Raw genomic sequence first — 22,349 nt, 5'->3', positions numbered from 1 at the left:
CCTCACCTGGCGGCGGGGGCAGTATCCAGAAGGGCCGGAAGCTCCTCCGGCAGCGCGGCAAGCAGGCGCGCGCCCGCCTGGAGCAGCTCCCCGCCGCCGCGGAAGCCCCAGGCCGCGCCGACAGGCACCATGCCGGCATTGAGCGCCGTACGCATATCCACATCGCTGTCGCCCACATAGGCGCAACGCCCGGCCTGAAGGCCAAGCTCGGCCAGCATGGCGCGCGGCGCTTCCGGGTCGGGTTTGAGCGGGACCCCCGGGCGCGCGCCGCGGACAAGCGCGAACGGGATCTCCGGAAAAAAATGGCTGATCAGCGCGACCGTCCAGGCATCGGGCTTGTTGGAAAGCACGGCGAGGGTCATGCCCCTGTCCGCAAGCGCGGCCAGGGCCTGCGGCATGCCGTCATAGGGGACGGTATGCGCGCGCAGATCGCCCGCATAGCAGGCGCGCGCCTCGGCGGCCAGGGCTTCCAGCCCGTCCCGGGAAAGCGCCGCGGTGACAGTGGGGGGCAGAGCCTGCTCGACCGTGCGCGTAAAGCCGTTGCCCACCATGGCGGCATAGGCGGGGAGCGCATGCTGCGGGAAACCGTGGGCCGCCAGCATCCGGTTGCAGGCATTCCCGATGTCGGCAAGCGTATCCAGCAGCGTTCCGTCAAGGTCAAAAAACGCGGCGTCCATGGAGACTCCCTGTCAGCGGTGGATGTGGGCACCGTCGCGGCGAACGAGGATAGTCCATGGAGACGGAAAATCCAAGCCCTTCGCAGCCGGGTCCCCATTGTCTGGACACGGCGCCGCCCCCCTGTTAGTGTTGATGCGGGTACCGCCGCGCTGTTCGGACACGGACCCGCCCACCTGCTGCTCGTGACGCGGGTACCGCCGCGCTATCGCCTGTCGTTCTGGAGGAAGCCATGGCACGAAATGTTCTGACCATCAAGGACCTTGGTTCGGAAATCTGCTGGATGCTCGTGCAGCAGGCCATCGGCATCCCCGACGCCAAATTGCAGTCGGACTTCATGACCGAGCGCGTGGCGCTGCTCGTGTTCGCCCGGCATTCCCTGCCCGAGCGCCTCTGCGTCACCGCCGCCGTGCGGCAGATGGGCGGAACGACCATTTTTGAAGGCTGCGAATCCGATGTCTGGCAGAAAGAGGCCAGCGGTTTCCAGGAACACCTGATGCCCATTTTCGGCTATTACCTCGATTGCCTCTATGCCTACGGCCTCCCGGTGACGAGCTGGAACATTTCCGAAACGGAAGTGCGCTTCCCGGTCATCAACGCGGGCAGTCCCGACGCCCATCCCGTCCATGCCCTGGCGGACATCGCCTGCATGCTGCGTATCTCACGCTATCTCAAGGGGGTGACGGCGGCCTGGGTGGGCTGCGTCAACGGCACGCTCCATTCCCTCATCGAGGCGACGGCCTGGTTTCCCTTTGCCCTGCGCGTTGCCGTGCCCCGCCAGTTCGACACAGGCGCGTTGGAAGCCCGTGCGGCGCGCATCGGCAGCCCGGTGAGCTTTGTCTATTCCCCTGAAGAGGCGGTGCATGACGCCAACTTTGTGTTTGCGGGCTACCGCGGCACTCTGGATGCGGAGGAACAGGCTCTCTGGGGCATCTCCCCCGAACTGATGGCGAAAGCCCGTCCCGATGCGCGCCTTTTTCTGAGCGCCTCGCCTGTGCGCGCCATCCCCGTGGCGCCGGCAGTGCTCTCCAGCCGGGCATCGCAACTGGTGCGTCAGGCCGAATACCGGCTGCGGGTGCACAAGCGCATCCTGCACTGGGTCTTCGAGGGCTGAAGCTTCGGCAGAAGCATGGGCCATGCAGGCGCCCGGCGCGCGTCCGGAAAGGCCGTGGCGGTGTCCGCAGGCGGTTTCCGGGCCGTGGTTTTTGCAGCGTCGGCAGGGAAGGGCGGGCGCCTCATGCGTCCTCGTGAAAAATCAGCGCCTGTCTTTTGGGGCGCCTGCTGCGCGCGTGGCCGGCAGGCGGCATGCCCTACCTGGCTTCCGGCCAGAACACGCAGATGCGGGCGGGGGCGTAGCCGGCAAGGAAGGCATCCATGAGCGTGCCGAAATGGATGCGGTTGCGCGGCTTGATGTGCCGCGCCTCGGGGCAGTTCACGGGAAAAAAGCGAAGCGAGGCGCGGTTGCCCACATAGGTTTCGCGCGCCAGGGGCAGGGAAAGCAGGTGCGCCCAGAGACCGCGCCGTTCGTGGATGGCCTGTGCCTGAAGATCGCGCAGGCGTTCCTGAAATTCCGGCCCAAGATCCCGGTGCGGATAGAAAAAGGCCGCCCCGGAAGCCACCATAAGCTCATTGAGCGAGCGGCCGTCCGCAAGGCGCAGTTCGGCCACCAGGCGCCCATGACGGTCATGGTCGTTCACGCCGGCGGCCAGCAGGGCCACCTGCCGGCCCGTGGCGAGCCGCTCCAGTTCCGCCTTTGCCTCGCGGGCATAATACTGCGGCTGGGTCTGACCACGCCCCAGTTCCGGCGCATCGATGCCCGCAAGGCGCACCACCCGCCGATCCCTGAGTTTGAGCGTGTCGCCGTCAAAGCAGTGGGCGACGGTGCCGTCCGGCTGGCCCGGTCCCTGATCCGCCGCGTTTGGCTCCGCCGCCCGCGATACCGGAGCGCGTGCAAGGGAAAGCGCGGTGACGAGCAGGAGGAGCGCAAGCCCCGCCCGGCGCAGCGCGCGCGGCAGCGCGCCGGATCTGGTGCCGGGCATGGCGTCAGCTCTCATAGTACGAGCGCAACGGCTGGCTGCGTACCGGATGGCGGAGTTTCCGCAGCGCCTTGGCCTCGATCTGGCGGATGCGTTCGCGCGTCACATTGAAGAGCTTGCCCACTTCTTCCAGGGTGTGGTCACTTTTTTCCGCAATGCCGAAGCGTTTGCGAAGCACCTGCTCCTCGCGCGGGGTCAGGTCGGCGAGGACGGCGGCAAGCTGCTCCGAAAGTTTGGTGTTGATGACTTCTTCCGCCGGGGCCACGGCCTTCTTGTCCTCGATGAAGTCGCCAAGGCTGGAGTCTTCCTCGTCGCCGATGGGCGTTTCGAGCGAGATCGGCTCCTTGGCGATCTTCAGCACCTTCTTGACCTTTTCCACCGGATATTCCATGCGCTCCGCGATTTCTTCCGGCGTGGGGTCACGGCCAAGCTCCTGCACGAGATAGCGCGAAGTGCGGATAAGCTTGTTGATGGTCTCGATCATGTGCACCGGGATGCGGATGGTGCGCGCCTGATCGGCGATGGCGCGGGTGATGGCCTGGCGTATCCACCAGGTGGCATAGGTGGAGAACTTGTAGCCGCGCTGGTATTCAAACTTGTCCACAGCCTTCATGAGTCCGATGTTGCCTTCCTGGATGAGGTCCAGGAACTGGAGTCCGCGATTGGTGTACTTTTTGGCAATGGAGACCACCAGGCGGAGATTGGAGCGGATAAGCTCCTGCTTGGCGCGCATGGCCGCCGTATTGCCGCGCTTGATGCGCCAGAGCACTTCCTCGAGGTCGCCCACATTGTGGCAGCACTTTTCCTGCAGGCGGTTGAGGATCTCGATCTTGCCCATGATCATTTCCTTGAAGGAAAAAAGCTCGTCCACGCTGAGATGGAGATCGCGGGCGGCTTCCACGGGGTTGACCTCGCGCTTTTCCAGACCGTCGAAAAGCTGCTGTATTTCGGCCTGGGTGCGCCCGGTCGCAAGGATATAGGCCGTGAGGTCGCGCTGGCAGTTGTGCATCTGGCGGACATAGTCCTCAACGGTCTCGATGATCCTGTCGATGAGGGTCTTTTCCAGCTTGATGTCGCGCAGGCGCGTGACGATCTCTTCCTTGAAGGCGATGATTTTTTTCTGCAGGTCGGCCACGCGGCGCGCAAGCGTGCAACACTCGTCAAGGCGCTTGTAGTAATTGCGTTTTTTCTTGTAAATCTGGCGGATCTCGTCCAGAAGGAGGATGACGCGCTGGCGCTGGTTCATTTCATCTTCGCTGGGGTCGTCCTCTTCGATGGTTTTTACCACATCCTTGAGCTTGATGCGGTTCTGGCGCAGATCCTCGCCCACGTTGATGAGTTCTTCCACGGCCACGGGCACTTCCACAAGGGCGTAGAGCACATCCTGCTCGCCCATCTCGATCTTCTTGGCGATGACCACTTCGCCATCGCGGTCAAGCAGGGGAACGGCGCCCATCTCGCGCAGATACATACGCACCGGGTCGGTGCTGCGGGAGGAATAATCGCCGGAATCCTCGTCTTCGGCGAGGTCCAGGTTGCCTTCGGCAAGCTCTTCGTCGCCATCGGCGGCGGCGGACATCTTCTTGCCGTCTTTTTCGGAATCGACGATGAGGATCTCCAACTGCTCGAAAATGCCGATGATCTCCTCAAACTGCTCCTGGGTATTCATTTCCACGGGGAGGGCCTTGCTCACCTCATCGAAGGTGAGGAAGCCGGCGCCTTTGCCCTTGGCGATAAGCACCTGTATTTGCTGGACCTCTTTAAGATTGCTCATGGCCGTTCTCCAAGGTTTCCTGAAGTGCGCGAAGATACTCCAAGTCCGCCGCAAAGTCACTATTTCCGGTATTCTCGCGTAACGCGGCGGAAACAGAAGATTTTTTTGTCGATTCGTAATAGGTTTCCAGGTCGCGGCGCAGGCATTCCAGTTCCCAGTCGCCATTATTCAGGGGCGCCTTGTCGGGTCCGCGCTGCGCGAACCAGAAGCTTTTCTGGCGGTCATCCAGATGGTAGGGCGCTTCCTCCGCCCCCCATTCCTCGATGACGTCCCAGAAACGGCGCGCACCGGGCGAGCGCAGGGCCAGGTCGGCGCCCAGCTCGCGCAGATCGGCAAGACGTTCGGGATACCGCACGGCAAAGATCATGATCTGCACATCGCGCATGTTCTGGCGCGCCCTGTTGGCCGCAGGCGCGGCGCCCCCCCGTCCGCCGTGCCGTTCGTCCAGGCGCACGGCCACCCCCCGGCGCAGTTCCGCCTCGGAGATCTGGAGGTGCCCGGCCAGGGCCGAGGCATAGGGACTCACCAGTTCCGGCAGTTCCACATGGCCGAGGAAATCCCGCGCCCATTCCACGCTCTCGCGCGGGGCCAGGGCGCGCAGCGCCTCGACGCAGAAGCGCAGACCGTCCCGCGCCCGCGCCTGGAGTTCTTCAAAGGCGTCCTTTCCCTGTCCGCGCAGGAGGCTGTCGATATCCTCCCCTTCGGGCATGAGGACGACCCGGCACGCAAGCCCGCGCGTGAGCAGCATCTCGCAGGAGCGCAGGGCGGCCTTGCGGCCCGCGCGGTCGCCGTCAAAGAGCAGGAGCAGCCGCGAGGCGAATCCGGAAAGGCGCTTGACCTGCTCCGGCGTGAGCGCCGTACCCAGCACGCCCACGGCATTGGCGTAGCCGAACTGGTGCAGGGTGAGCACATCCATATAGCCTTCGGTGAGCAGGGCCTCTCCCGAGGCGGCGATGGCGCGCCGGGCCTGGGCCAGACCGTACAGATGTTCGCCCTTTTTGTAGATGGGCGTGTCCGCGCTGTTGATGTACTTGGCTTCGTCCTCCCCGGCGATGATGCGGCCGCCGAAGGCGATGATCTGGTTGGAGAGGCTGCGGATGGGAAAGATCAGCCTGCCCCGGAAGCGGTCATACGCCCGGCCGGTGCCGGAAGTACCCAGCAGGCCGGCCTGGGCCGCCTGGGCGACGTCAAAACCGGCCCGGCGCAAGGTGTCGGTGAGGGATTGCCATTGGCGTCCGGCCCAGCCCAGGCCGAAACGTTCCACGATCTCTCCGCTCAGGCCGCGCCGGTCGATATACTCCCGGCATTCGGCGCCCTCCGGCGCGCGCAACGCGGCCGCGAAATGGGCCGCCGCCAGTTCGTGCATCCGCAGCATGGCCTGCCGTTCCGACTGGCGCTGCCGTTGCCGCGCTTCGCCCGCGGACGGCCTGCCGCCGCGGTCGATCTCGATGCCGAGTTCCGCCGCGAGCTGTTCCAGGGTCTCCCGGAAGTCCAACCCGTTGATGCGGCCGTAAAAGTCGAAAAGGTCGCCGGAGGCCTGGCAGCCGAAGCAGTAGAACAGCCCCTTTTCCTCATTGACGGAAAAGGAAGGCTTGGTCTCCTGATGGAACGGGCATGGCGCCACCCAGCGGGGACCGTTGCGCTTCAGCTCCACATAGCGGCGCACGACGTCCACGATGTTCAGTCGTTCCTTGATGACGCGGATGGCATCCCTGGAATGCATGCCTGCCTCGGCGCGCGTTGCAACGGAAGAAAACGGAGCGGCAGCCCGGCTACCGCAGCACCACGATGGTCATGCCGTCACCGCCACGGTCCTCGGGGGCAAGGGTCGCGCTGGCGACAGCCGGATGGGCGCGCAGAAAGTCCTGCAATTCGCGGCGCAAGGCTCCGGTGCCGCGTCCGTGGACGATTTCCAGCTCGGAAAAGCCCGCGCGCAGCGCCTTGTCCAGAAAACGCTCCGTCGCCGCGATGGCGTCCGGCGCGCGCTGGCCGCGCACATCCAGGCGCAGGCTTGCCGCTTCCTCCTGCGCCCCGCCAGCCGCCCCGCGTGAAGCGGCGGATGCTCCCGCCGCCGACGGCGCGCGGCCCGGAGCCGCTCCCCGCGCGCCGGAGGCCGCGGCTTCCCGCAGGTCGCGCCGTTCCGCCCACAGGCTCACGCCGTTCATGTCCAGGCGGACGCGCCCGCGCCGTTCGTCCACATCCGTGACGATGCCGCGCTTGTTGAAGACCGTGTGGAACACTTCCTGCCCGGCGACGAGCGCCCGCGCCTCCGGGAGGACGGAAGCGGCGGACGCGTCCTTTGCGGGCGCCAGCGAAGCGCGCAGGCGTGACATCTCCTTCAGGGCCTGCCTGGCGGTGGCGCGGCCTTCCTTCCAGGCGCGCATAAGCTCGCCGGCGTGGCGGCGCGTCTCGTCATGCAGGCGCGCGCGTTCCTTTTCCAGCCGTTCTTTTGCCTGCAGGGCGGCGTTCTTCGCCGTTTCGCGTTCCCTGTGCAGCGCGGCCAGCTCTTCCTCGCGCCGGGCGGCCAGGGCGTTGAGGCGCCCCAAAAGGGCGGTGGTGTCCTGGCCGTCCTGCAAAAGATACTGTTCGGCACGCCGCAGGATCTCTTCAGGCAGGCCGTGTTCCCGCGCGGCATCCAGGGCCTGGCTCGCGCCCACTTGGTCGTAGGCCAGGGCATAGAGAGGCTTGCGCGTGGCCGGGTCAAAAAGCATGGAAGCGGCGCGCACCCCCTCCCGCGTCAGGGCGTAGGACTTGAGCGCCGGAAAATGCGTGGCCGAAAGGGCGAAGCACTGCTTGTCCAGCAGCCCGTCAAGAACCGCCTGGGCGAGCGCCGCGCCCTGGGCGGGATCGGTTCCGGCGCCGAATTCGTCAAGCAGGACAAGACCCTGTATGTCCAGATGTTTCCATGCCTTGGCGAGATGGTCGATCTGGGCCGTGAAGGTGGACACGTTGCCGTCGAGGCTCTGTTCATCGCCGATAAAGGCGTCCATGCGCGAAAACCACGGGAGGTGCGAGCCGCTCAGCACCGGGGCGGGCAGGCCGCTCATGGTCATGGCCGCCACAAGACCGAGCGTTTTCAGGCAGACGGTCTTGCCGCCCGCATTGGCGCCCGTGATGATCAGGACGCGCTCTCCCGGTCGCAGGATGATGTCCAGCGGTCGCACCGACTGCCCGACTGTCGGCTGGCCGGCGGACGAACGGGTGGCGGGCGCCCGTGTCTCCTGCCCGTGGCGGGCGAGCACCAGAAGGGGATGCCGCGCGCCCATGAGCGTGATGCCTTCGGCAGCGGGCGTCAGGGGGACGCAACGGGCGTCAAGCGCCTCGGCAAGGCGGCGCTTGGCCTGGAGGAGGTCGAGCCGCGCGAGGAGCGCAAGGGCGCCGCGCGCGCCCGTCAGTTCCGCCGCCAGCAGGTCGCCGAGGTAGGCGAGCACCTTGCGTTCCTCTTCCCGTTCCTCGTGTTTCAGCTCCTGAAGGCGGTTGTTGACCTCCACAAGGAAGAGGGGTTCGAAATAACAGGTTTCGCCCGTCTGCGACCAGTCATGGATGATGCCCTGCACGCGGCCCTTGAAATTGGCCTTGAGCGGCAGGACGTATCTGTCCGACGACAGGGTCATGAACTCGTCCTGCAGGTAGGGGAGCAGATTGTACTGCCTGGCGAAATCCTTGACTTTCCGCAGGCACCCCTGATGGAGGCGGCGCACTTCGTTCCGCAGGCGATAGAGTTCGGGAGAGCTTTCGTCCCTGAGCAGGGCATCGTCCGAGATGCAGCGGTCGAGCGCGGCCGCGAGCTGAACAGGGAGGGGCGTCTCCTGCGCCGTTTCCAGCAGGAGCGGCCACTGTCGCGCGGCTTCGGGGACAACGATGGACGCATGCGCCCTGGCCGCCAGGCGCAACAGTTCCCGGAGCGCCCAGAAGGCTTCCGTATCGGGGACCGCGCGCCGCGCCGCGGGCGCCGGGGAAGAGGCCGCCTCTGTCGCGGCCGCCTCAAGCAGGCCCGAGGTATCCGGGAAGGACGTGAGGGCAAAGGGCTTTCCGGTCCCCGGTTCGGGCGTGGCGCTCCAGAGCGCCGCTTCTTCATACAGGCGCAAGGCCCGGTGGGCGGCATCGGCGTCGGCCAGGGGTTTCAGGGCCTGGGCAAGGGCCGTGCCCGGGCCGGAGAGGCAACGCGTGGCGAGCGCGGCGATGATCTTGTCAAATTCGAGTGCCTGGAGCGTGCGGGGATGTATCATGATCCTGCATCACAAGCTTTGGTGGTGATGCCGCACAAGATAAGACCTGCGGCAATCCTGGCAATGGTCGCGCGCCGGGAAACGCGCGGAAAGGCTGCGCGTCGCTGCCACGGCACCCTGGGGCCGCGGACGCGATGCCGGCGCCTCAGGAGAGGCGCCGCTTGACGGCGGCCGCCACTTCCTTGCCGTCCGCGCGTCCCTTGCAGGCGCCCATGACGGCGGAAATGACCTTGCCCATGTCACGCGGACCTGTGGCGCCAAGTTCCGCCACCGCGGCATCGATGGCGGCGCCCAGCTCTTCCGGGGAAAGCGCCCGGGGGAGATATTCCCGGAGGATCGTCAGTTCGGCCTCTTCCTTCGCCGCAAGATCGGGACGCCCGGCGGTGGTGTACTGCTCGATGGAGTCCTGCCGCTGCTTGGCCTCCCTGATGAAGACATCCAGCATCTCGCCGTCCTCAAGCGCGCCGCCGGGCCGGCGCAGCTCCACAAGGCGGTTTTTCGCGGCGGTTTTGACCATGCGCAGGACGCTGAGCCGGAGCGCATCCTTGGCCTTGTATGCCTGCACATAATCGTTGTCGATCCGTTCCGTCAGGCTCATGGCATCCTCGCTTTGGCAGGAAAAAGGAAAGACGCTTTTCAGAAGAAGCAAACGCTGCGGGAAATTCGAGGATCTCCCGCAGCGCTGCTTCAGAATGCACGGACAGGGCGTTACGCCATGTTCATCTTGCGCATTTTCTTCATCAGCCGCTTGCGGGCAGCGGCCTTCTTCTTTTTGCGCATGACGCTGGGCTTTTCGTAATGCTGGCGCTTCTTCATTTCAGAAAGAATGCCGGCCTTCTCCACCTGCTTCTTGAAACGGCGCAGGGCAATGTCGAAATTGTACTCGTCATCGTTGAGAAAAACTCCGGGCAAGAAAATCACCCCCTTTATGGCGCCGGATGCGGCGCGGAAATGCAAAAAATCTTCTTACCTCATCCAGGAAAGAAGTTCAAGCAAAAAAACGGAAGACACGCGGACCCACCCCCCGGTCAGGACCGAAAGCCGGGGCAAGAGGCGTGAGGGAAATGCCGCCGATGGGGGCGGAAGAGGCATATCCGGCCGCGGTGCCGAAGGAAGACGCGGCTGCCGCGGCCGGAGAAAAGACGGTCAGTTCAGGGAATCCTTGAGGGTCTTCCCGGCGCGGAAGCGCACCATCTTGCAGGCCGGAATGGTCAGAGTTTCGCCGGTGCGGGGATTGCGCCCCTGCCGCGCCTTGCGGTTCTCAACGGCAAAGGTGCCGAAACCCGTGAGGGTCACCTTGGCATCCTTGCACAGGGCATCTTCCACGGCGGCGAGAAAGGCATTGAGCGCGCGCTCGGCGCCCGCCTTGGTGAGGTTGCCCTTGGCAGCGATCTTTTCGACGAGTTCGGCCTTGGTCATCAGCGTTTCCTCCTGATAAATGGCATGACGGCGACCGCAAAACGATTCCCCTCACGACGGCCCAACGCCGTAGCGGCACCATCGAACGCATTCAACTCAAACGTTTTTGGGCGTCCTTGTCAAGCAAGAAAGAAGATTTCCGTTCCCCGACGGGGCGCGGGCGCCCTTGCGGAGGCGGCATGTCCAAGATAGGCTGCGGTGGCGGGGCGCGTCGTTTCCACTGTGCGGCGCCCGCAAGGAGCCAGGCGTGAAAGCGGAGATCATCTCTGTGGGGACGGAACTGCTGCTCGGGCATACCGTCAATTCGGACGCGGCCCATGTGGCCCGGGAACTGGCGGCGTTCGGCTTTGACCTTGAGCATGTCCAGATGGTGGGCGATAATGCGGGGCGCCTTGAGGGCGCGTTGCGCGAGGCGTTGGCGCGAAGTTCGCTCGTGGTCTGCACGGGTGGCCTGGGACCCACCGACGATGACCTCACCAAGGAAACGGTGGCCCGCGTGGCTGGCCTCCCGCTTGAGGAAGATGCGGAGAGCCTTGCGCGGCTCAGGGAATATTTCGGCACGCGCCCCATGGGCGCGAACCAGCTCAAGCAGGCGCTGCTGCCGCGCGGGTCCGAGGTTTTTCCCAACAGCGTCGGCACCGCGCCCGGCTGCGCGGTGCCTGTCGGCGCGGAGAAGTTCGTCCTTCTCCTGCCGGGTCCGCCGTCCGAGCTTTTGCCCATGCTTGCCGGAAGCGTGCGCCCGTTTCTGGAGCGCCGCACGGGGGCGGTCATCGTGTCGTCCATGATCCGCACGTTCGGCATCGGCGAGGGGGCGGCCGCCGAACGCATCCGGGACCTGACCCGGGGCGGCAATCCCACGGCCGCCACCTACGCCACGGAGGGGGAAATGTTCGTGCGCGTCACCGCCAAGGCCGGGGATGAAGATGCCGCGCGGGCCTTGGCGGCGCCCCTTGTGGACGCCGTTTGCGAACGTCTCGGTGACGTGGTCTATGGTGTGGATGTTCCCAGTCTGGAAGCGGTAGTCGTGACCGGTCTTGCGCGCGCGGGGCTGCGACTTGTCACGGCCGAATCCTGCACCGGCGGTCTCCTCGCCAAGCGCATCACCGATCAGCCCGGCGCTTCCGCCGTTTTTGAAACCGGCCTTGTGACCTATGCCAATGCCGCCAAGACGCGCCTGCTCGGCGTGCCGGAAGCCGTTCTGGCCGCGCATGGGGCGGTAAGCCCGGAAACCGCCGCCTGGATGGCGCAAGGCGCGCGTCTGTGTCAGGGGGGGGACCTCGGCATCGGCATCACCGGCATCGCCGGGCCGGAGGGCGGCTCGCCGGAAAAGCCCGTGGGGCTGGTCTGCATTGCGCTCAGCGCGCCCGACGGCATCTGGGTGCGCGTCATGCGGCCGCAGGGCCGCTATCTTGGACGCGCATGGACGCGCCTGCGCGCTTCGAGCCATGCGCTGGACCTTGTCCGGCGCCGTCTGGCCGGACTGGACATGGAGGCCGGGCGCATGGAAAACCTCAAAATGCAGGGATAGAGGGGGGGATACATCCCATCCCTGTTTTTGGCATGGTATCTGCATGCGTGATGCCGAAACCGGCCGGGACCCATATCGTCCGCTGAAGCCGGCTTTGCCCGGAGGAGCGCCATGGCAGAACCCGTGTATCTTGAATTGCCGCGCGCGACGCGTACCGCGCGTCGCCGTCTTCCCGTCATTTTTCTCGTCCTTCTGGTCGCCGTTGGCGCCGCCCTTGGCTGGTGGTTCTTTTCGGGCAGGGTCACCAGCGTCAGCGCGCGTCTGGACGGCATGGTGCATATGGTTGCGCCCCGGTTTTCCGGTCAGCTTGCCACCCTGGACGTCAGGGAGGGAGACGCGGTGAGCGCGGGACAGCCCGTGGGGAGCATGGAAACGGGCGCCTATGACCGGCAGCTGGCGCAGGCGGCGGCCGAAGCCGCGGCATTGCGGTCCCGTCAGGGACCGGACATGGTGGAAAGCGCCGCCCGTCTGCGCCAGGCGCAGGAAGCGGAGCGGGATCTTGCCGTGCGCATGGCGCAGGCAAGGCATGAGGAAGACACGTTGCGCCTGTTGCGCGAGGAGCGGGTGACGGAGCATGTGCGCGCCCAGCTGGCATTGCGTTCGCTGGACAGCCAGGGCGGGGAGCGCGTGGCCGGCAAGCGTCAGTATGCGGCCGCCCGGGAGGCCGAGGCCATGGCCCGTGCCCGCAAGGAGACGGCCATGGCGGATTTTGAGCGCGCCAGCCTGATGCGCGCGGCCATGGAACAGGAGCTGGGGCGCATCCGGCAGGAAATCACGGCGGCGCGGGTCCATGCCCCGCGGCAGCGGGGAATGGCGGGCGCCGGCGCCGAGTCCGGGCGCCTTGTCGCGGACGGGACCCTTTTTGCCCCCGTGAACGGCACGGTATTGCGGCGGGTCGCGGAGCCGGGGCAACTGCTCCAGGCGGGGGAACCGGCGCTGATGATCGCGCCCGCCGGGCAGGCCGCCGGGGATGCCTTCTGGGTTGACGCCTGGTTTCCGGTCGGAGCGGCCGACAGCATCCGCGTGGGCCAGCGCTGCCGCATCAGTTGGGGGGATGCCCGTCTTTCCGGTGTCGTGCGGGAGATACTCCCTCCCCAGGCACTGCCGGAAACGCTGGCGGCCGCAGCGGCGGGAGACGGAAACGCGGCTTCCCTTCGCCGGCCGGTGGCGTATCTGCCCGTGCGGGTCGCCCTCAGCGGCGATCTTCCGGCGGGGCTGGCGCCGGGAGCTGACGTCACCTGCGTCGTCATGACGCACGGGCTGCCGTTCTGAGGCCCGCGCGGGGCCGTCCGCCTCTCCGGCACCGTCGGGACCGGCGGGACCGTCCGGCGACGGCGCCATGCCGCCGCTCTCCGGCATGACCGGGAGGCGAGCGGAAAGGGAGGAGAAGTGTCGTTTTTGTATTGACAATGAAATTCATTTTCATTTATATGTCTCCAACGACGCTCGCGGAGGGCGTCATGCAGGCGTTGGGCTGGGAGCAGGCCGGCCAATGCCTGGCAGGCGCAGGCGGGCCGCGTCCGCATCGCGCGGATGCGCGGACTCGATCGGAACCATTGCAGGGGAGGGAAGTCATGAGCGTGACGCTGATCGGCGGCATGGACCGCCTCAGGCCGGAATATGTGGCGACCGCGGAAGCCCTTGGTCACAGCCTGAAATGCATCAGCCGCAATGAGCGGAATTTTCTTGCCAAGATCGGCAGCCCGGACGCGTTGATCGTCTTCACCAACAAAATTTCTCACGAAGCGCGGCGCAAGGCCCAGCAGGTCGCGCGTTCCCGGCGCATCCCCATCCTCTTTGTGCATTCCTGCGGCGTCTCCACCTTGCGCGAATGTCTGCCGGCTGCCTGATGCGCTTGACAGAGGCAGGGCTTGCCGCTATTTCATTGGAAATGAATTTCAATTTTCCCATCTTGGCTCCTGGCGCGGCACGCGTGTCGCGCCGGGAGGATCCCGGGAGTGACGATGAGTGACGGGATGGAAAAACGCACCAGCCATGGCCCCGCCGGCGCACCAGTGCGGATTGCGCTGGCCGGCAATCCCAATTGCGGCAAAACGACGGTTTTCAATGCCTATACCGGGGCGCGCCAGCATGTGGGCAATTACCCCGGTGTCACGGTGGACAGGAAGGAAGGGCATCTGGAACAGGATGGCCGCTCCATTACCCTGGTGGACCTTCCGGGGACATACAGCCTCACGGCGTTCTCGCAGGAGGAGCTGGTGGCGCGGCGTGAGCTTTCGGCCGGGCATGTGCAGGCCGTCATCGATGTGGCGGACGCATCGGCCCTGGAGCGCAATCTCCTGCTCACGGTCCAGCTTCTGGAAATGGGCATGCCCGTGGTCCTTGCCTGCAACATGATGGATGAGGCGCGGGAGGCGGGCATCCAGATCGACATGGAGCGCCTGGGGCAGTTCCTGCATGCGCCGGTACTGCCCATGATCGCCCGCGAGGGCGAGGGCCTGCGCGAGACCCTGGCCGCCGCCGTCAGGATCGCCGGCGAAGGGCGCCGCGAGCCGTTGCGCCTGTCCTACGGGCCGGATCTGGATACGGCCCTTCTGGAACTGGAACAGATCATCGAGAGGGCCGGGCTTCTCGAAGGCGTGTACGCGCCGCGCTGGCTGGCGCTCAAGCTTCTGGAAAACGATGACGCCATCCTGCGCGAGGTGCGGGGCGCCGATGCCGAGGCGGCCGCGCGCCTTGAAGCCGTGTGCCGGAGGACGGCCGCCCATATCCACGACACGTTCAATGTCGGCACCGAGTCCATCATTACCGACCACAGATACGGGTTCATCCACAGCATCCTGCGCGACGGCGTCCTGGACAGGGACCCCGAGCGGGACAGGCTCGCGCTTTCCGACAAGCTCGACAGGGTGCTGACCAATGCCTTTTTCGGTCCGCTCATCATGCTTGGCGTTCTGTACCTCATGTATCAGATCACCTTTGAGGTGGGCGCGTATCCTCAGGGCTGGGTGGAGGACGGCTTTGGCCTGATGGGCGATTTTTTCAGGGACATCCTGCCCGAGGGGCTTGTCAGCTCGCTGGTGGTGGATGGCGTCATCGCCGGCGTGGGCGGCGTGCTCAGTTTCGTGCCGCTCATCATGATCATGTTCGCGCTCATCTCCTTCCTTGAAGACAGCGGCTACATGGCGCGCATGGCCTATATGATGGACCGCATCTTCCGCTTTTTCGGGCTTCACGGCGCTTCGGTGATGCCCTACGTCATTTCCGGCGGCATCGCGGGCGGCTGCGCCATCCCCGGCGCCATGGCTACGCGCACCCTCCGCAGCCCCAAGGAAAAGCTCGCCACGCTGCTCACGCTGCCCTACATGACCTGCGGCGCCAAGCTGCCGGTCTTTCTGCTGCTGGCCGGCGCGTTTTTTCCGGAAAATGCGGCCACTGTCATGTTCGGCATCATGCTGGCGGGATGGGTCTTTGCCCTGGTGGTGGCGCGCCTGCTGCGCTCGTCCATCGTCAAGGGAGAGGCGACGCCCTTTGTCATGGAACTGCCCCCCTACCGCATGCCCACGCTCCTGAGCGTCCTGCTGCACTGCTGGGAGCGGGCGTGGATGTATATCAAGAAGGCGGGCACGGTCCTTCTGGCGATTTCGGTCGTCATCTGGGCTGCCATGACATTTCCCGCCCTCCCGGAAGAGGCCGCCGCTCCGCATGAGGCGCGCATCGCCGCCCTGGAGGGGCGCCTTGAGGCCTTCCCCGCCGGGGCGGCGGAACGACAGGCCGTGGAGGAGGAGCTGGCCCGCGCGCGCGATGCCTTCGGCGAGGAGAAGCTGGCCTATTCCGTTGCGGGCCGCCTTGGCAAATGGGTGGAGCCGGTCACGCGCCCCGCGGGCTTTGACTGGCGCACGGATATAGCCCTGCTCGCGGGCGTGGCCGCCAAGGAGGCGGTGGTGTCCACCATGGGCACGGCATGGGCCTTGGGCGAGCAGGACCCGGACGATGCGGAACCCCTGGCCGAACGCCTCAAGAGCGATCCCGGCTGGTCAAAGGCCACCGCCCTGGCGCTCATGCTCTTTGTCCTGCTCTATTCGCCGTGCTTCGTGGCCCTGGTGGTCATCCGGCAGGAGGCGGGCAACTGGGGCTGGGTCGCGTTCAGCATCCTGTTCAACACCTCGCTGGCCTATGCCGTTGCCGTGGTGGTCTATCAGGCGGGGCGCGTCCTCTGGGGCTGACGCGTTCGCCCCCGGCGTTTCTTTTTTGCCGTCCTTCTCCGGCTTGACAAGGCCGTGGAAGGGCGGGCATGTTCATACCTTACGGATGCAGGATGGACGCGCGGCTTGCCGCGACACGGGGGGAGGCATGCGCCTGGCTGTTCTTGTGGCCCTGGGGGCCGTGCTCCTGGCCGCGGATGCGGCCCTTGCCTGGGAGACCATCACCCCGCACAGGGCCACGGCCTATGTGGTGCGCGTGGAGGAGGGCAACCTCATCGCCGTCAGCGAACACTGGCGGCGGAAGACTCCCGACTATGCCGTCAGCCTGTATGGCATCGGCATGCCCACCGACGAGCAGCCCTTCGGCCGGGAAACGCGCGACGAACTCATGCGTCTGCTGCCGCCGGGGACGAAGGTCATCCTCAGCATCGTCGGTTCCGATGCCGAGGGCGTGGTCAGCGCCCTGGTCCAGGTGAAGGACCGGTCGGTCAACAATCTTTTGGTCGAAAAAGGGCTGGCATGGGTGGATCGCTCCACCTGCCGGGCCATGCTCTGCCGCCGCTGGCATATCCAGGAACATGGGGCCGTCAAGGCACGGCGCGGTGTCTGGAGTCTGAATATGTCAAGCCCGCCCTGGCAGTGGGTCGGCAAATCGGGAACGCCGCTGAAACGGCGCCCTACGGGAAGCAGTCATGAATGAATCCGCTACGCAGGAACTGAAGCGCTTTGAAGAGGACTGGCGGCAGGACCCGCTCCACGTCAAGCCGGCGTTCGAGTCCTGGCATCATTTCCTCGCCGGGCTGCCGGATGTGGGGCTGGAGTTCAAGGCCCGGCCCGGCATCAGTTATTCCTTGCGGGCGCGGCATGCCGCGCAGAAAAAGCGTGAACTCTTTGTTCTCGTGGATGTTGTGGATGATGAGCCGGAAAGCCGCTGGCTCTCGGTCTGTTTTTACGCGGACATGGTCAACGACCCGGATGGACTCGGTGATTTTGTGCCCCAGGGGCTGCTCGGCGAGGATGCCATGTGCTTCAATCTCGACGAGGATTCGCCGGAAATGCGGGAGTACATCGCGGCGCGCCTGGCCGAGGCGGCCCGTCATGCCGCCGGCTGAAACGGAGGCGCCGCAGTGTTCGGGGGCGACCCCCTGTGTCGCCATCGATTTTGAAACCTCGGGGCGCGAGGCGCATTATGCCTGCGCCGTGGGGCTGGTACGCATTGAGGGCGGAACGGTCGCAGCGCGTTTTGAAAGTCTGTTGCGGCCCCCCTCCTCGCGCGTGTGGTTTACCCACATCCATGGTTTGCGGTGGCGCGACCTGAAAGACCAGCCCACGTTTGCCGAGGTCTGGCCCGTGGCCGCGAAGCTTTTGGAGGGCGCCCGGTTTTTGCTGGCCCACAACGCGCAGTTCGACAGGCGCGTTCTTCATGCCTGTTGCCGGGTCGCCGGGCTTGAGCCACCGGCGCAGCCCTTTCTTTGCACCCTCAAGGGCGTTCGCCAGGCCCCTCTGGAGCTTGCCTCCCGCAGCCTGGGGTGCGTATGCGCGCATTTCGGCATTCCGCTCCGGCATCACAATGCCCTTTCTGACGCCGAGGGCTGCGCCATGGTCTATGCGCGGCTGCGCGCGCTGGGGGTGCGTGAAACGGACATGCGCCTTTGAGCGGTCGCCCCGCCATGGGCGCGGGAGCGATCGCGGATGCATGGCGTCATGCCATTCGGTCCAAGATGGTCTGGAGGTCGCCGCAGTATGGCGCATACGCTTTTGATCACGGGGGGGGCGGGCTTTATCGGCTCAGCGGCTGTGCGCGCGGCGCTCTCCAGGGATGACTGGCGCGTTGTCAATATCGACAAGCTCACCTATTCCGGCAATCGTGCCTCCCTTGCGGAGGTGGAGGAACATCCGCGCTACAATTTCCTTCATGCGGACATTGCCGATGCTGCCGCCATGCGCGCGGCCTTCGAGGTTTTTGAACCTGATGCGGTCATGCACCTCGCGGCGGAAAGCCATGTGGACCGCTCCATCGACAGCCCGGCCGCCTTTCTGGAAACCAACGTGCGCGGCACCTTCGTCCTTCTGGAGGAAGCGCGCCGCTACTGGCGCGGGCTTGCCGCCGCACGGCCGGAAAAAGCCGCTGATTTTCGTTTCCTCCATATCTCCACGGATGAGGTCTTCGGCGACCTTGCGGATGCCAGCGCGGGTCCCGGCGCGCAGGCCCCGCTGTTCAGCGAGTCCACCCCCTATGCGCCGAGTTCCCCGTATTCGGCGAGCAAGGCGGCGAGCGATCACCTTGTGCGGGCCTGGCAGCGCACCTACGGGCTGCCCACGCTCATCACCAACTGCTCCAACAACTACGGGCCGCGCCAGTTTCCGGAAAAGCTCATCCCCCTCACCATCATCAACGCCCTGGCCGGACGGAAGCTCCCCGTCTACGGCACGGGCGCGCAGATCCGCGACTGGCTCCATGTGGAGGACCATGTCCGCGCGCTCCTGCTGGTGCTGGCGCGGGGGCGCGTGGGTGAGACCTATGCGGTGGGGGGCAGCAACGAGCAGCGGAATATCGACGTTGTCCGCGCCATTTGCGGACATCTGGAAACTCTCGCCCCGCGGAAGCCGGCGGGCGTGCGCCGCTATGAGGACCTCATCACCCTGGTGGCGGACAGGCCGGGCCACGATGGCCGCTATGCCATCGATGCGGGCAAGATCCGGCGGGAACTGGGCTGGCGGCCGCGAGTGTCCTTTGCCGAGGGCCTTGCGGCCACGGTGCGCTGGTACCTGGACAATGAAACGTGGTGGCGGCAGGTCCTGGACGGCACCTATCGTTGCGAACGGCTTGGCACGGGCGACCGCATGGAGGACATATGACCGTCTACAAGGGGATCGTGCTTGCCGGCGGGACGGGCACGCGCCTGTATCCCATCACCCTGGGCGTTTCCAAGCAGCTCCTGCCGATCTATGACAAGCCCATGATCTACTATCCGCTCTCGGTGCTCATGCTCGGCGGCATCAGGGAGATCCTGCTCATTTCCACACCGAGGGATCTGCCGCAATACCGGCGCCTGCTGGGGGACGGCTCCCGTTTCGGACTCCATCTCAGCTATGCCGAGCAGCCACGGCCGGACGGCATCGCCCAGGCCTTTCTCATTGGCGAGGAGTTCCTTGCCGGCGCACCTGTCTGCCTGATCCTGGGGGACAATGTTTTCCATGGGGAGCATTTCACCGAAAAACTGGGCAGGGCGGTCGCGCGCACGCAGGGAGCCACCATTTTCGGCTATCAGGTCCGGGACCCCGAACGCTTTGGCGTGGTCAGTTTTGACGCAGCCGGCAACGCCATCCACATTGAGGAAAAGCCTGTGCGTCCCCATTCCCCCTATGCCGTGACGGGTCTCTATTTTTATGACGCGTCAGTGCTCGACATCGCCCGCGCCCTGAAGCCCTCGGCGCGGGGCGAGCTGGAGATCACAAGTGTCAACCAGGCGTATCTGGAGCGTGGGCAGCTCTATGTGGAACGGCTCGGCCGCGGTTTCGCGTGGCTGGATACGGGAACGCACTCCAGCCTGCTCGAGGCCTCCTCCTATGTGCAGACCATCGAGGCGCGGCAGGGACTCAAGGTGGCCTGCCTTGAGGAGATCGCCTGGCAAAACGGCTGGATCAGCGATGCGGAGATGCGGCGCGCCGGGGAGTTTTTCGGCAAGACGGACTATGGGCAGTACCTTCTGCGTCTCGTGAACTCGGCGCAGCGGGCGGAGGCGGAAGGATAGGGCTGTCTTTCCCCCGGAAAGGCGGTATCGATCCCCCGGAGACGGAAAAAGGGAGAATCTGGGCACATGGAATTCCACACCCTTGCACCTGACGGGCCGGTGCTGATGGTGCCGACCCTGCATGGGGACGCGCGCGGCTTTTTTATGGAGACCTTCCGGCAAAATGAATTCGCCCGCCATTGCGGCGAGCATCTTTTCGTGCAGGATAACCAGAGTCGTTCCCGCGGACGCGTGTTGCGCGGGCTGCACTATCAGCTGCGCCAGCCCCAGGGCAAGCTCCTGCGGGTCATCAGCGGCAGCGTTTTCGACGTGGCCGTTGACCTGCGCCGTTCCTCCCCCGCATTTGGCAGGAGCTATGCCGTGGTGCTGGATGCGGAAGCGCATCACATTTTCTGGGTGCCTCCGGGCTTTGCCCATGGCTTTCTCGTGCTCGGCGACGGGGCGGAATTCGTGTACAAGTGCACGACCTATTACGCGCCAGATGATGAGTGCTGCCTGAAGTGGGACGATCCGTCGCTCGGCATCGACTGGCCCGTGCCCGAAGGCGGTCCGATCCTCTCAGAAAAGGACACGCGCGGACTTCCGCTTGCCCAGTGCCCGACCTTTGCCTGAGTCCTGTCCCCCGTTGCATGGCGGCGCGGCGGCGTCATGGCCCCGGGCGCATCAATCCTCGCGGTGGAGCACCAGCGCCACCATGGGCGGCAGATAAAGCTCGATATCCTGTTCGGGCCGATCCGCCAGCGGCATGGTAAAATGCTCCAGGGGCGGCTGCGTCAGCACAAGGTTGCCGTGGCCGGCAAAGCGCGTCTCGTCGGACGAAAGCACTTCCACATATTTGCCGGGCGTAACGGCGAAGAGCAGGTTCTGCCGGGCGCGGGTCTCGCTGAAATTGAAGGCGAACAGCAGCCGCCCGCGCTCGAAGGCGAGCAGCCGCTCCTCCTCGTGGATGAACCGGAAGAGGGGGGGCGCGCAAAAGTCCTCCAGATGCCGGGCCACAAGCCCCAGAAGCTGGGCCTTGTCCCAGGCGGCAAGCCCGGAATACTTGAGTTCCGCCTGATCGGCCAGATGCCACTGCCGGTGGGCGTGTTCCTCGGCATCCAGCCATTCGGGATGCCCGAACTCGTTGCCCATGAAATTGAGATAGCCCGCATCGGCGGTAGCCAGCGTGATGAGACGCATGAGGCGGTAAAAGGCCAGTCCGCGGGAGATGTTCCAGGTCTCCGCCGACGCGCCCATGCTGTGGTACATGGCGTCGCCGAGCAGGCGCCAGATCATGGCATCGTCGCCGTTGATGCACTGGTCATGGCATTCCACATAGCTGATGGTGCGATCATAGGGGCGGTGATTGGTCATCTCGTACCAGAGACTGCCCATGTCGCGCGGATGTTCCACGGCCTTGGCCCAATAGTCGGGGATCCCCATGGCGAAGCGGTAGTCAAAGCCCAGACCGCCCTGGTCCGGCGGGCAGGTAAGGCCGGGCATGCCGGAAAACTCTTCGGCGATGGTCACGCCGTGGGGCACTTCCTCATGCACCAGGGCATTGGCAAGGCAGAGATAGAGTTCGCCCGCCGCATCCTCGCGCGGCGTGCCATCCTTGCCGAAGAAACAGCGCCCCACATGGGAGAAGTCGTCATCCCGGCCGTGGTCGAGATAGAGCATGTTGCCCACGGCGTCGAAGCGGAAGCCGTCCACACGGAACTCTTCCAGCCAGTAGCGGCAGTTGGAGAGCAGGAAGCGCCGCGTCATTTCCTGCGTATAGTCAAACGAGGGAGTGCCCCACTGGTTGACCTTGCTGCTGAAAAAGTAGTGACTGCCGTCATAGGCGGCAAGGCCCTGCTCCGTATTGGAGGCGGCATGGCTGTGGGTGATGTCGAGGATGACGGCAAGCCCCAGGCCGTGGGCCGCATCCACCAGCGCCTTGAAACCGTCGGGCGTGCCGTAGCGCGAGCTGGGCGCGAAGTAGCTGCTCACCTGATAGCCGAACGAACGGTAGAGCGGATGTTCGAGGATCCCCATGAGCTGCACGGCCGTGTAGCCGTCGGCCCTGATGCGCGGCAGCACCTGGCGCGTGAAGTCTTCATAGCTGCCGACGCTTTCGCCCTGATGGTCAAGGGAGGATTGCGCCATGCCCACATGGGCCTCGTAGATGCGCGGGAACACCAGGGCGCCGGGGCGCCGGTGGCGGAAACGATAGGGTTCGGCGGGGTGCCAGACGCGCGCGCACCACTGTTCGGGCACGTCCCTGTCCTGCTCGACCCATTGGGCAAAGGCGGGCACGCGCCGCAAGGGCGGCGGAGTTTCGCCCAGACCCTTGGCGAAGCTGCCCTGCGGCTGGACGCGCAACTCCACATATTCCCCGTGCGCGAGCGCCTCCCTGGGCAGGATCAGCTCAAAGACGCCATCCGCTTTGCGCGCAAAGCGATGGCTCGCGCGCCGCTGGAAGTTGAGGCGGCTGGTGGTCAGCCACAGGGCTTCGGCGTGCGGCATGTATTCGCGCCAACGCCAGTGTTCGCCGCCATCCGCGTCGTGGACGAGATGGAGGCCGAAAATCTTATGAAGATCGGCATAGGCGCGCAAGGAGCCGGAAACCTCGGCAATGCGCCGCAGTTCCGCGGCAAAGTCGCGGCTGCGCCGGAGCAGGAAGTCACGATAGGGCGCAAGCGCCGGATCTTCCAGAGGATTTTGAGGCGGCGTGTACGACATGGCGGAAGCTCCCCGCACACGGCGGTTGTGCCGCGCGTCGCCTGCCGCGCGAATGCGCGTCCGA

At 65.5% G+C, this 22,349-nt stretch carries 20 protein-coding genes; 11 read left to right on the top strand and 9 right to left on the bottom strand.

Annotation, left to right across the window (positions count from 1 at the left end):
* Positions 1 to 2 precede the first annotated feature (2 nt).
* Positions 3 to 677 (bottom strand): HAD family hydrolase, encoded by a 675-nt coding sequence (locus QZ294_RS05215; protein ID WP_297047635.1) that lies wholly within the window; start codon positions 675 to 677, stop codon positions 3 to 5.
* Positions 678 to 907: 230 nt separating this feature from the next.
* Between QZ294_RS05215 and QZ294_RS05210 the strand changes: the two genes are divergently transcribed.
* Positions 908 to 1,789: an ornithine carbamoyltransferase gene (locus QZ294_RS05210; RefSeq protein WP_297047633.1), complete on the top strand. Its 882-nt coding sequence runs from the start codon at positions 908 to 910 to the stop codon at positions 1,787 to 1,789.
* A 196-nt stretch (positions 1,790 to 1,985) separates the two neighbouring features.
* Here the strand turns inward: QZ294_RS05210 and QZ294_RS05205 are convergent, their stop codons facing one another.
* From QZ294_RS05205 to QZ294_RS05175, 7 genes are all read right to left on the bottom strand, one after another.
* Complete coding sequence (locus QZ294_RS05205) at positions 1,986 to 2,714, bottom strand: thermonuclease family protein (protein ID WP_297047630.1); 729 nt, start codon at positions 2,712 to 2,714, stop codon at positions 1,986 to 1,988.
* A 4-nt stretch (positions 2,715 to 2,718) separates the two neighbouring features.
* Positions 2,719 to 4,485 (bottom strand): RNA polymerase sigma factor RpoD, encoded by a 1,767-nt coding sequence (gene rpoD, locus QZ294_RS05200; RefSeq protein ID WP_297047628.1) that lies wholly within the window; start codon positions 4,483 to 4,485, stop codon positions 2,719 to 2,721.
* Positions 4,472 to 6,208, bottom strand: a complete 1,737-nt coding sequence (dnaG, locus tag QZ294_RS05195) for a DNA primase (RefSeq protein ID WP_297047626.1) — start codon at positions 6,206 to 6,208, stop codon at positions 4,472 to 4,474. Before dnaG ends, rpoD begins: the two co-directional genes overlap by 14 nt.
* Before the next feature lie 49 nt (positions 6,209 to 6,257).
* Complete coding sequence (locus QZ294_RS05190; protein ID WP_297047624.1) at positions 6,258 to 8,714, bottom strand: Smr/MutS family protein; 2,457 nt, start codon at positions 8,712 to 8,714, stop codon at positions 6,258 to 6,260.
* Positions 8,715 to 8,859: 145 nt separating this feature from the next.
* The gene (locus QZ294_RS05185) at positions 8,860 to 9,312 is read right to left on the bottom strand and encodes a GatB/YqeY domain-containing protein (RefSeq protein WP_297047622.1); all 453 of its coding nucleotides are present in this window, start codon (positions 9,310 to 9,312) and stop codon (positions 8,860 to 8,862) included.
* A gap of 110 nt (positions 9,313 to 9,422) precedes the next feature.
* Positions 9,423 to 9,626 (bottom strand): 30S ribosomal protein S21, encoded by a 204-nt coding sequence (gene rpsU / locus QZ294_RS05180; protein WP_165078020.1) that lies wholly within the window; start codon positions 9,624 to 9,626, stop codon positions 9,423 to 9,425.
* A gap of 234 nt (positions 9,627 to 9,860) precedes the next feature.
* The gene (locus tag QZ294_RS05175; protein ID WP_297047748.1) at positions 9,861 to 10,154 is read right to left on the bottom strand and encodes an HU family DNA-binding protein; all 294 of its coding nucleotides are present in this window, start codon (positions 10,152 to 10,154) and stop codon (positions 9,861 to 9,863) included.
* A 226-nt stretch (positions 10,155 to 10,380) separates the two neighbouring features.
* Here QZ294_RS05175 and QZ294_RS05170 point away from each other — a divergent pair, with 226 nt between their 5' ends.
* The 10 genes from QZ294_RS05170 to rfbC all read left to right on the top strand — a co-directional run bounded on the left by QZ294_RS05170 (position 10,381) and on the right by rfbC (position 20,194).
* Positions 10,381 to 11,661 carry a competence/damage-inducible protein A gene (locus tag QZ294_RS05170; protein ID WP_297047617.1) on the top strand — a complete coding sequence of 427 codons (1,281 nt, stop codon included), beginning with the start codon at positions 10,381 to 10,383 and terminating at the stop codon, positions 11,659 to 11,661.
* Between the two features lie 111 nt (positions 11,662 to 11,772).
* A complete protein-coding gene (locus QZ294_RS05165; protein ID WP_297047615.1) occupies positions 11,773 to 12,933 on the top strand; it encodes an HlyD family secretion protein in 1,161 nt (386 codons plus the stop codon).
* A 302-nt stretch (positions 12,934 to 13,235) separates the two neighbouring features.
* The gene (locus QZ294_RS05160) at positions 13,236 to 13,511 is read left to right on the top strand and encodes a DUF2325 domain-containing protein (RefSeq protein WP_297047613.1); all 276 of its coding nucleotides are present in this window, start codon (positions 13,236 to 13,238) and stop codon (positions 13,509 to 13,511) included.
* A 114-nt stretch (positions 13,512 to 13,625) separates the two neighbouring features.
* The gene (gene feoB, locus QZ294_RS05155; RefSeq protein WP_297047610.1) at positions 13,626 to 15,848 is read left to right on the top strand and encodes a ferrous iron transport protein B; all 2,223 of its coding nucleotides are present in this window, start codon (positions 13,626 to 13,628) and stop codon (positions 15,846 to 15,848) included.
* Between the two features lie 127 nt (positions 15,849 to 15,975).
* Positions 15,976 to 16,527, top strand: a complete 552-nt coding sequence (locus tag QZ294_RS05150; RefSeq protein WP_297047607.1) for a thermonuclease family protein — start codon at positions 15,976 to 15,978, stop codon at positions 16,525 to 16,527.
* Positions 16,520 to 16,939 (top strand): hypothetical protein, encoded by a 420-nt coding sequence (locus QZ294_RS05145; protein ID WP_297047604.1) that lies wholly within the window; start codon positions 16,520 to 16,522, stop codon positions 16,937 to 16,939. The genes QZ294_RS05150 and QZ294_RS05145 overlap by 8 nt, the downstream gene beginning before the upstream one ends.
* Positions 16,926 to 17,483 carry an exonuclease domain-containing protein gene (locus QZ294_RS05140; protein ID WP_297047602.1) on the top strand — a complete coding sequence of 186 codons (558 nt, stop codon included), beginning with the start codon at positions 16,926 to 16,928 and terminating at the stop codon, positions 17,481 to 17,483. The genes QZ294_RS05145 and QZ294_RS05140 overlap by 14 nt, the downstream gene beginning before the upstream one ends.
* A gap of 87 nt (positions 17,484 to 17,570) precedes the next feature.
* Complete coding sequence (gene rfbB, locus QZ294_RS05135; RefSeq protein ID WP_297047600.1) at positions 17,571 to 18,686, top strand: dTDP-glucose 4,6-dehydratase; 1,116 nt, start codon at positions 17,571 to 17,573, stop codon at positions 18,684 to 18,686.
* Positions 18,683 to 19,582: a glucose-1-phosphate thymidylyltransferase RfbA gene (gene rfbA / locus QZ294_RS05130; RefSeq protein ID WP_297047597.1), complete on the top strand. Its 900-nt coding sequence runs from the start codon at positions 18,683 to 18,685 to the stop codon at positions 19,580 to 19,582. Before rfbB ends, rfbA begins: the two co-directional genes overlap by 4 nt.
* Positions 19,583 to 19,648: 66 nt before the next feature.
* On the top strand, positions 19,649 to 20,194 hold the full coding sequence (rfbC, locus tag QZ294_RS05125; RefSeq protein WP_297047596.1) for a dTDP-4-dehydrorhamnose 3,5-epimerase: 546 nt from the start codon (positions 19,649 to 19,651) through the stop codon (positions 20,192 to 20,194).
* A gap of 51 nt (positions 20,195 to 20,245) precedes the next feature.
* Here rfbC and QZ294_RS05120 read toward each other — a convergent pair whose 3' ends face one another.
* Positions 20,246 to 22,285, bottom strand: a complete 2,040-nt coding sequence (locus QZ294_RS05120; protein WP_297047593.1) for an alpha-amylase family glycosyl hydrolase — start codon at positions 22,283 to 22,285, stop codon at positions 20,246 to 20,248.
* Positions 22,286 to 22,349: the final 64 nt, after the last annotated feature.

The organism is uncultured Desulfovibrio sp., assembly GCF_910584445.1.
GTDB lineage: Bacteria > Desulfobacterota > Desulfovibrionia > Desulfovibrionales > Desulfovibrionaceae > Desulfovibrio.
The sequence above is the reverse complement of the archived record's forward strand: the minus strand, read 5'-3'. Positions and strand labels throughout refer to the sequence as shown.

Excerpts from the sequence above, each read along its gene's own strand:
- QZ294_RS05185 (WP_297047622.1), bottom strand. The coding sequence starts at position 9,312 with ATGAGCCTGACGGAACGGATCGACAACGATTATGTGCAGGCATACAAG.
- rfbC (WP_297047596.1), top strand. The coding sequence starts at position 19,649 with ATGGAATTCCACACCCTTGCACCTGACGGGCCGGTGCTGATGGTGCCG.
- QZ294_RS05190 (WP_297047624.1), bottom strand. The coding sequence starts at position 8,714 with ATGATACATCCCCGCACGCTCCAGGCACTCGAATTTGACAAGATCATC.
- QZ294_RS05145 (WP_297047604.1), top strand. The coding sequence starts at position 16,520 with ATGAATGAATCCGCTACGCAGGAACTGAAGCGCTTTGAAGAGGACTGG.
- feoB (WP_297047610.1), top strand. The coding sequence starts at position 13,626 with ATGAGTGACGGGATGGAAAAACGCACCAGCCATGGCCCCGCCGGCGCA.
- QZ294_RS05160 (WP_297047613.1), top strand. The coding sequence starts at position 13,236 with ATGAGCGTGACGCTGATCGGCGGCATGGACCGCCTCAGGCCGGAATAT.
- QZ294_RS05205 (WP_297047630.1), bottom strand. The coding sequence starts at position 2,714 with ATGCCCGGCACCAGATCCGGCGCGCTGCCGCGCGCGCTGCGCCGGGCG.
- QZ294_RS05215 (WP_297047635.1), bottom strand. The coding sequence starts at position 677 with ATGGACGCCGCGTTTTTTGACCTTGACGGAACGCTGCTGGATACGCTT.
- QZ294_RS05120 (WP_297047593.1), bottom strand. The coding sequence starts at position 22,285 with ATGTCGTACACGCCGCCTCAAAATCCTCTGGAAGATCCGGCGCTTGCG.
- QZ294_RS05150 (WP_297047607.1), top strand. The coding sequence starts at position 15,976 with ATGCGCCTGGCTGTTCTTGTGGCCCTGGGGGCCGTGCTCCTGGCCGCG.
- rfbB (WP_297047600.1), top strand. The coding sequence starts at position 17,571 with ATGGCGCATACGCTTTTGATCACGGGGGGGGCGGGCTTTATCGGCTCA.
- QZ294_RS05210 (WP_297047633.1), top strand. The coding sequence starts at position 908 with ATGGCACGAAATGTTCTGACCATCAAGGACCTTGGTTCGGAAATCTGC.
- QZ294_RS05140 (WP_297047602.1), top strand. The coding sequence starts at position 16,926 with ATGCCGCCGGCTGAAACGGAGGCGCCGCAGTGTTCGGGGGCGACCCCC.
- rpoD (WP_297047628.1), bottom strand. The coding sequence starts at position 4,485 with ATGAGCAATCTTAAAGAGGTCCAGCAAATACAGGTGCTTATCGCCAAG.
- rfbA (WP_297047597.1), top strand. The coding sequence starts at position 18,683 with ATGACCGTCTACAAGGGGATCGTGCTTGCCGGCGGGACGGGCACGCGC.
- dnaG (WP_297047626.1), bottom strand. The coding sequence starts at position 6,208 with ATGCATTCCAGGGATGCCATCCGCGTCATCAAGGAACGACTGAACATC.
- QZ294_RS05165 (WP_297047615.1), top strand. The coding sequence starts at position 11,773 with ATGGCAGAACCCGTGTATCTTGAATTGCCGCGCGCGACGCGTACCGCG.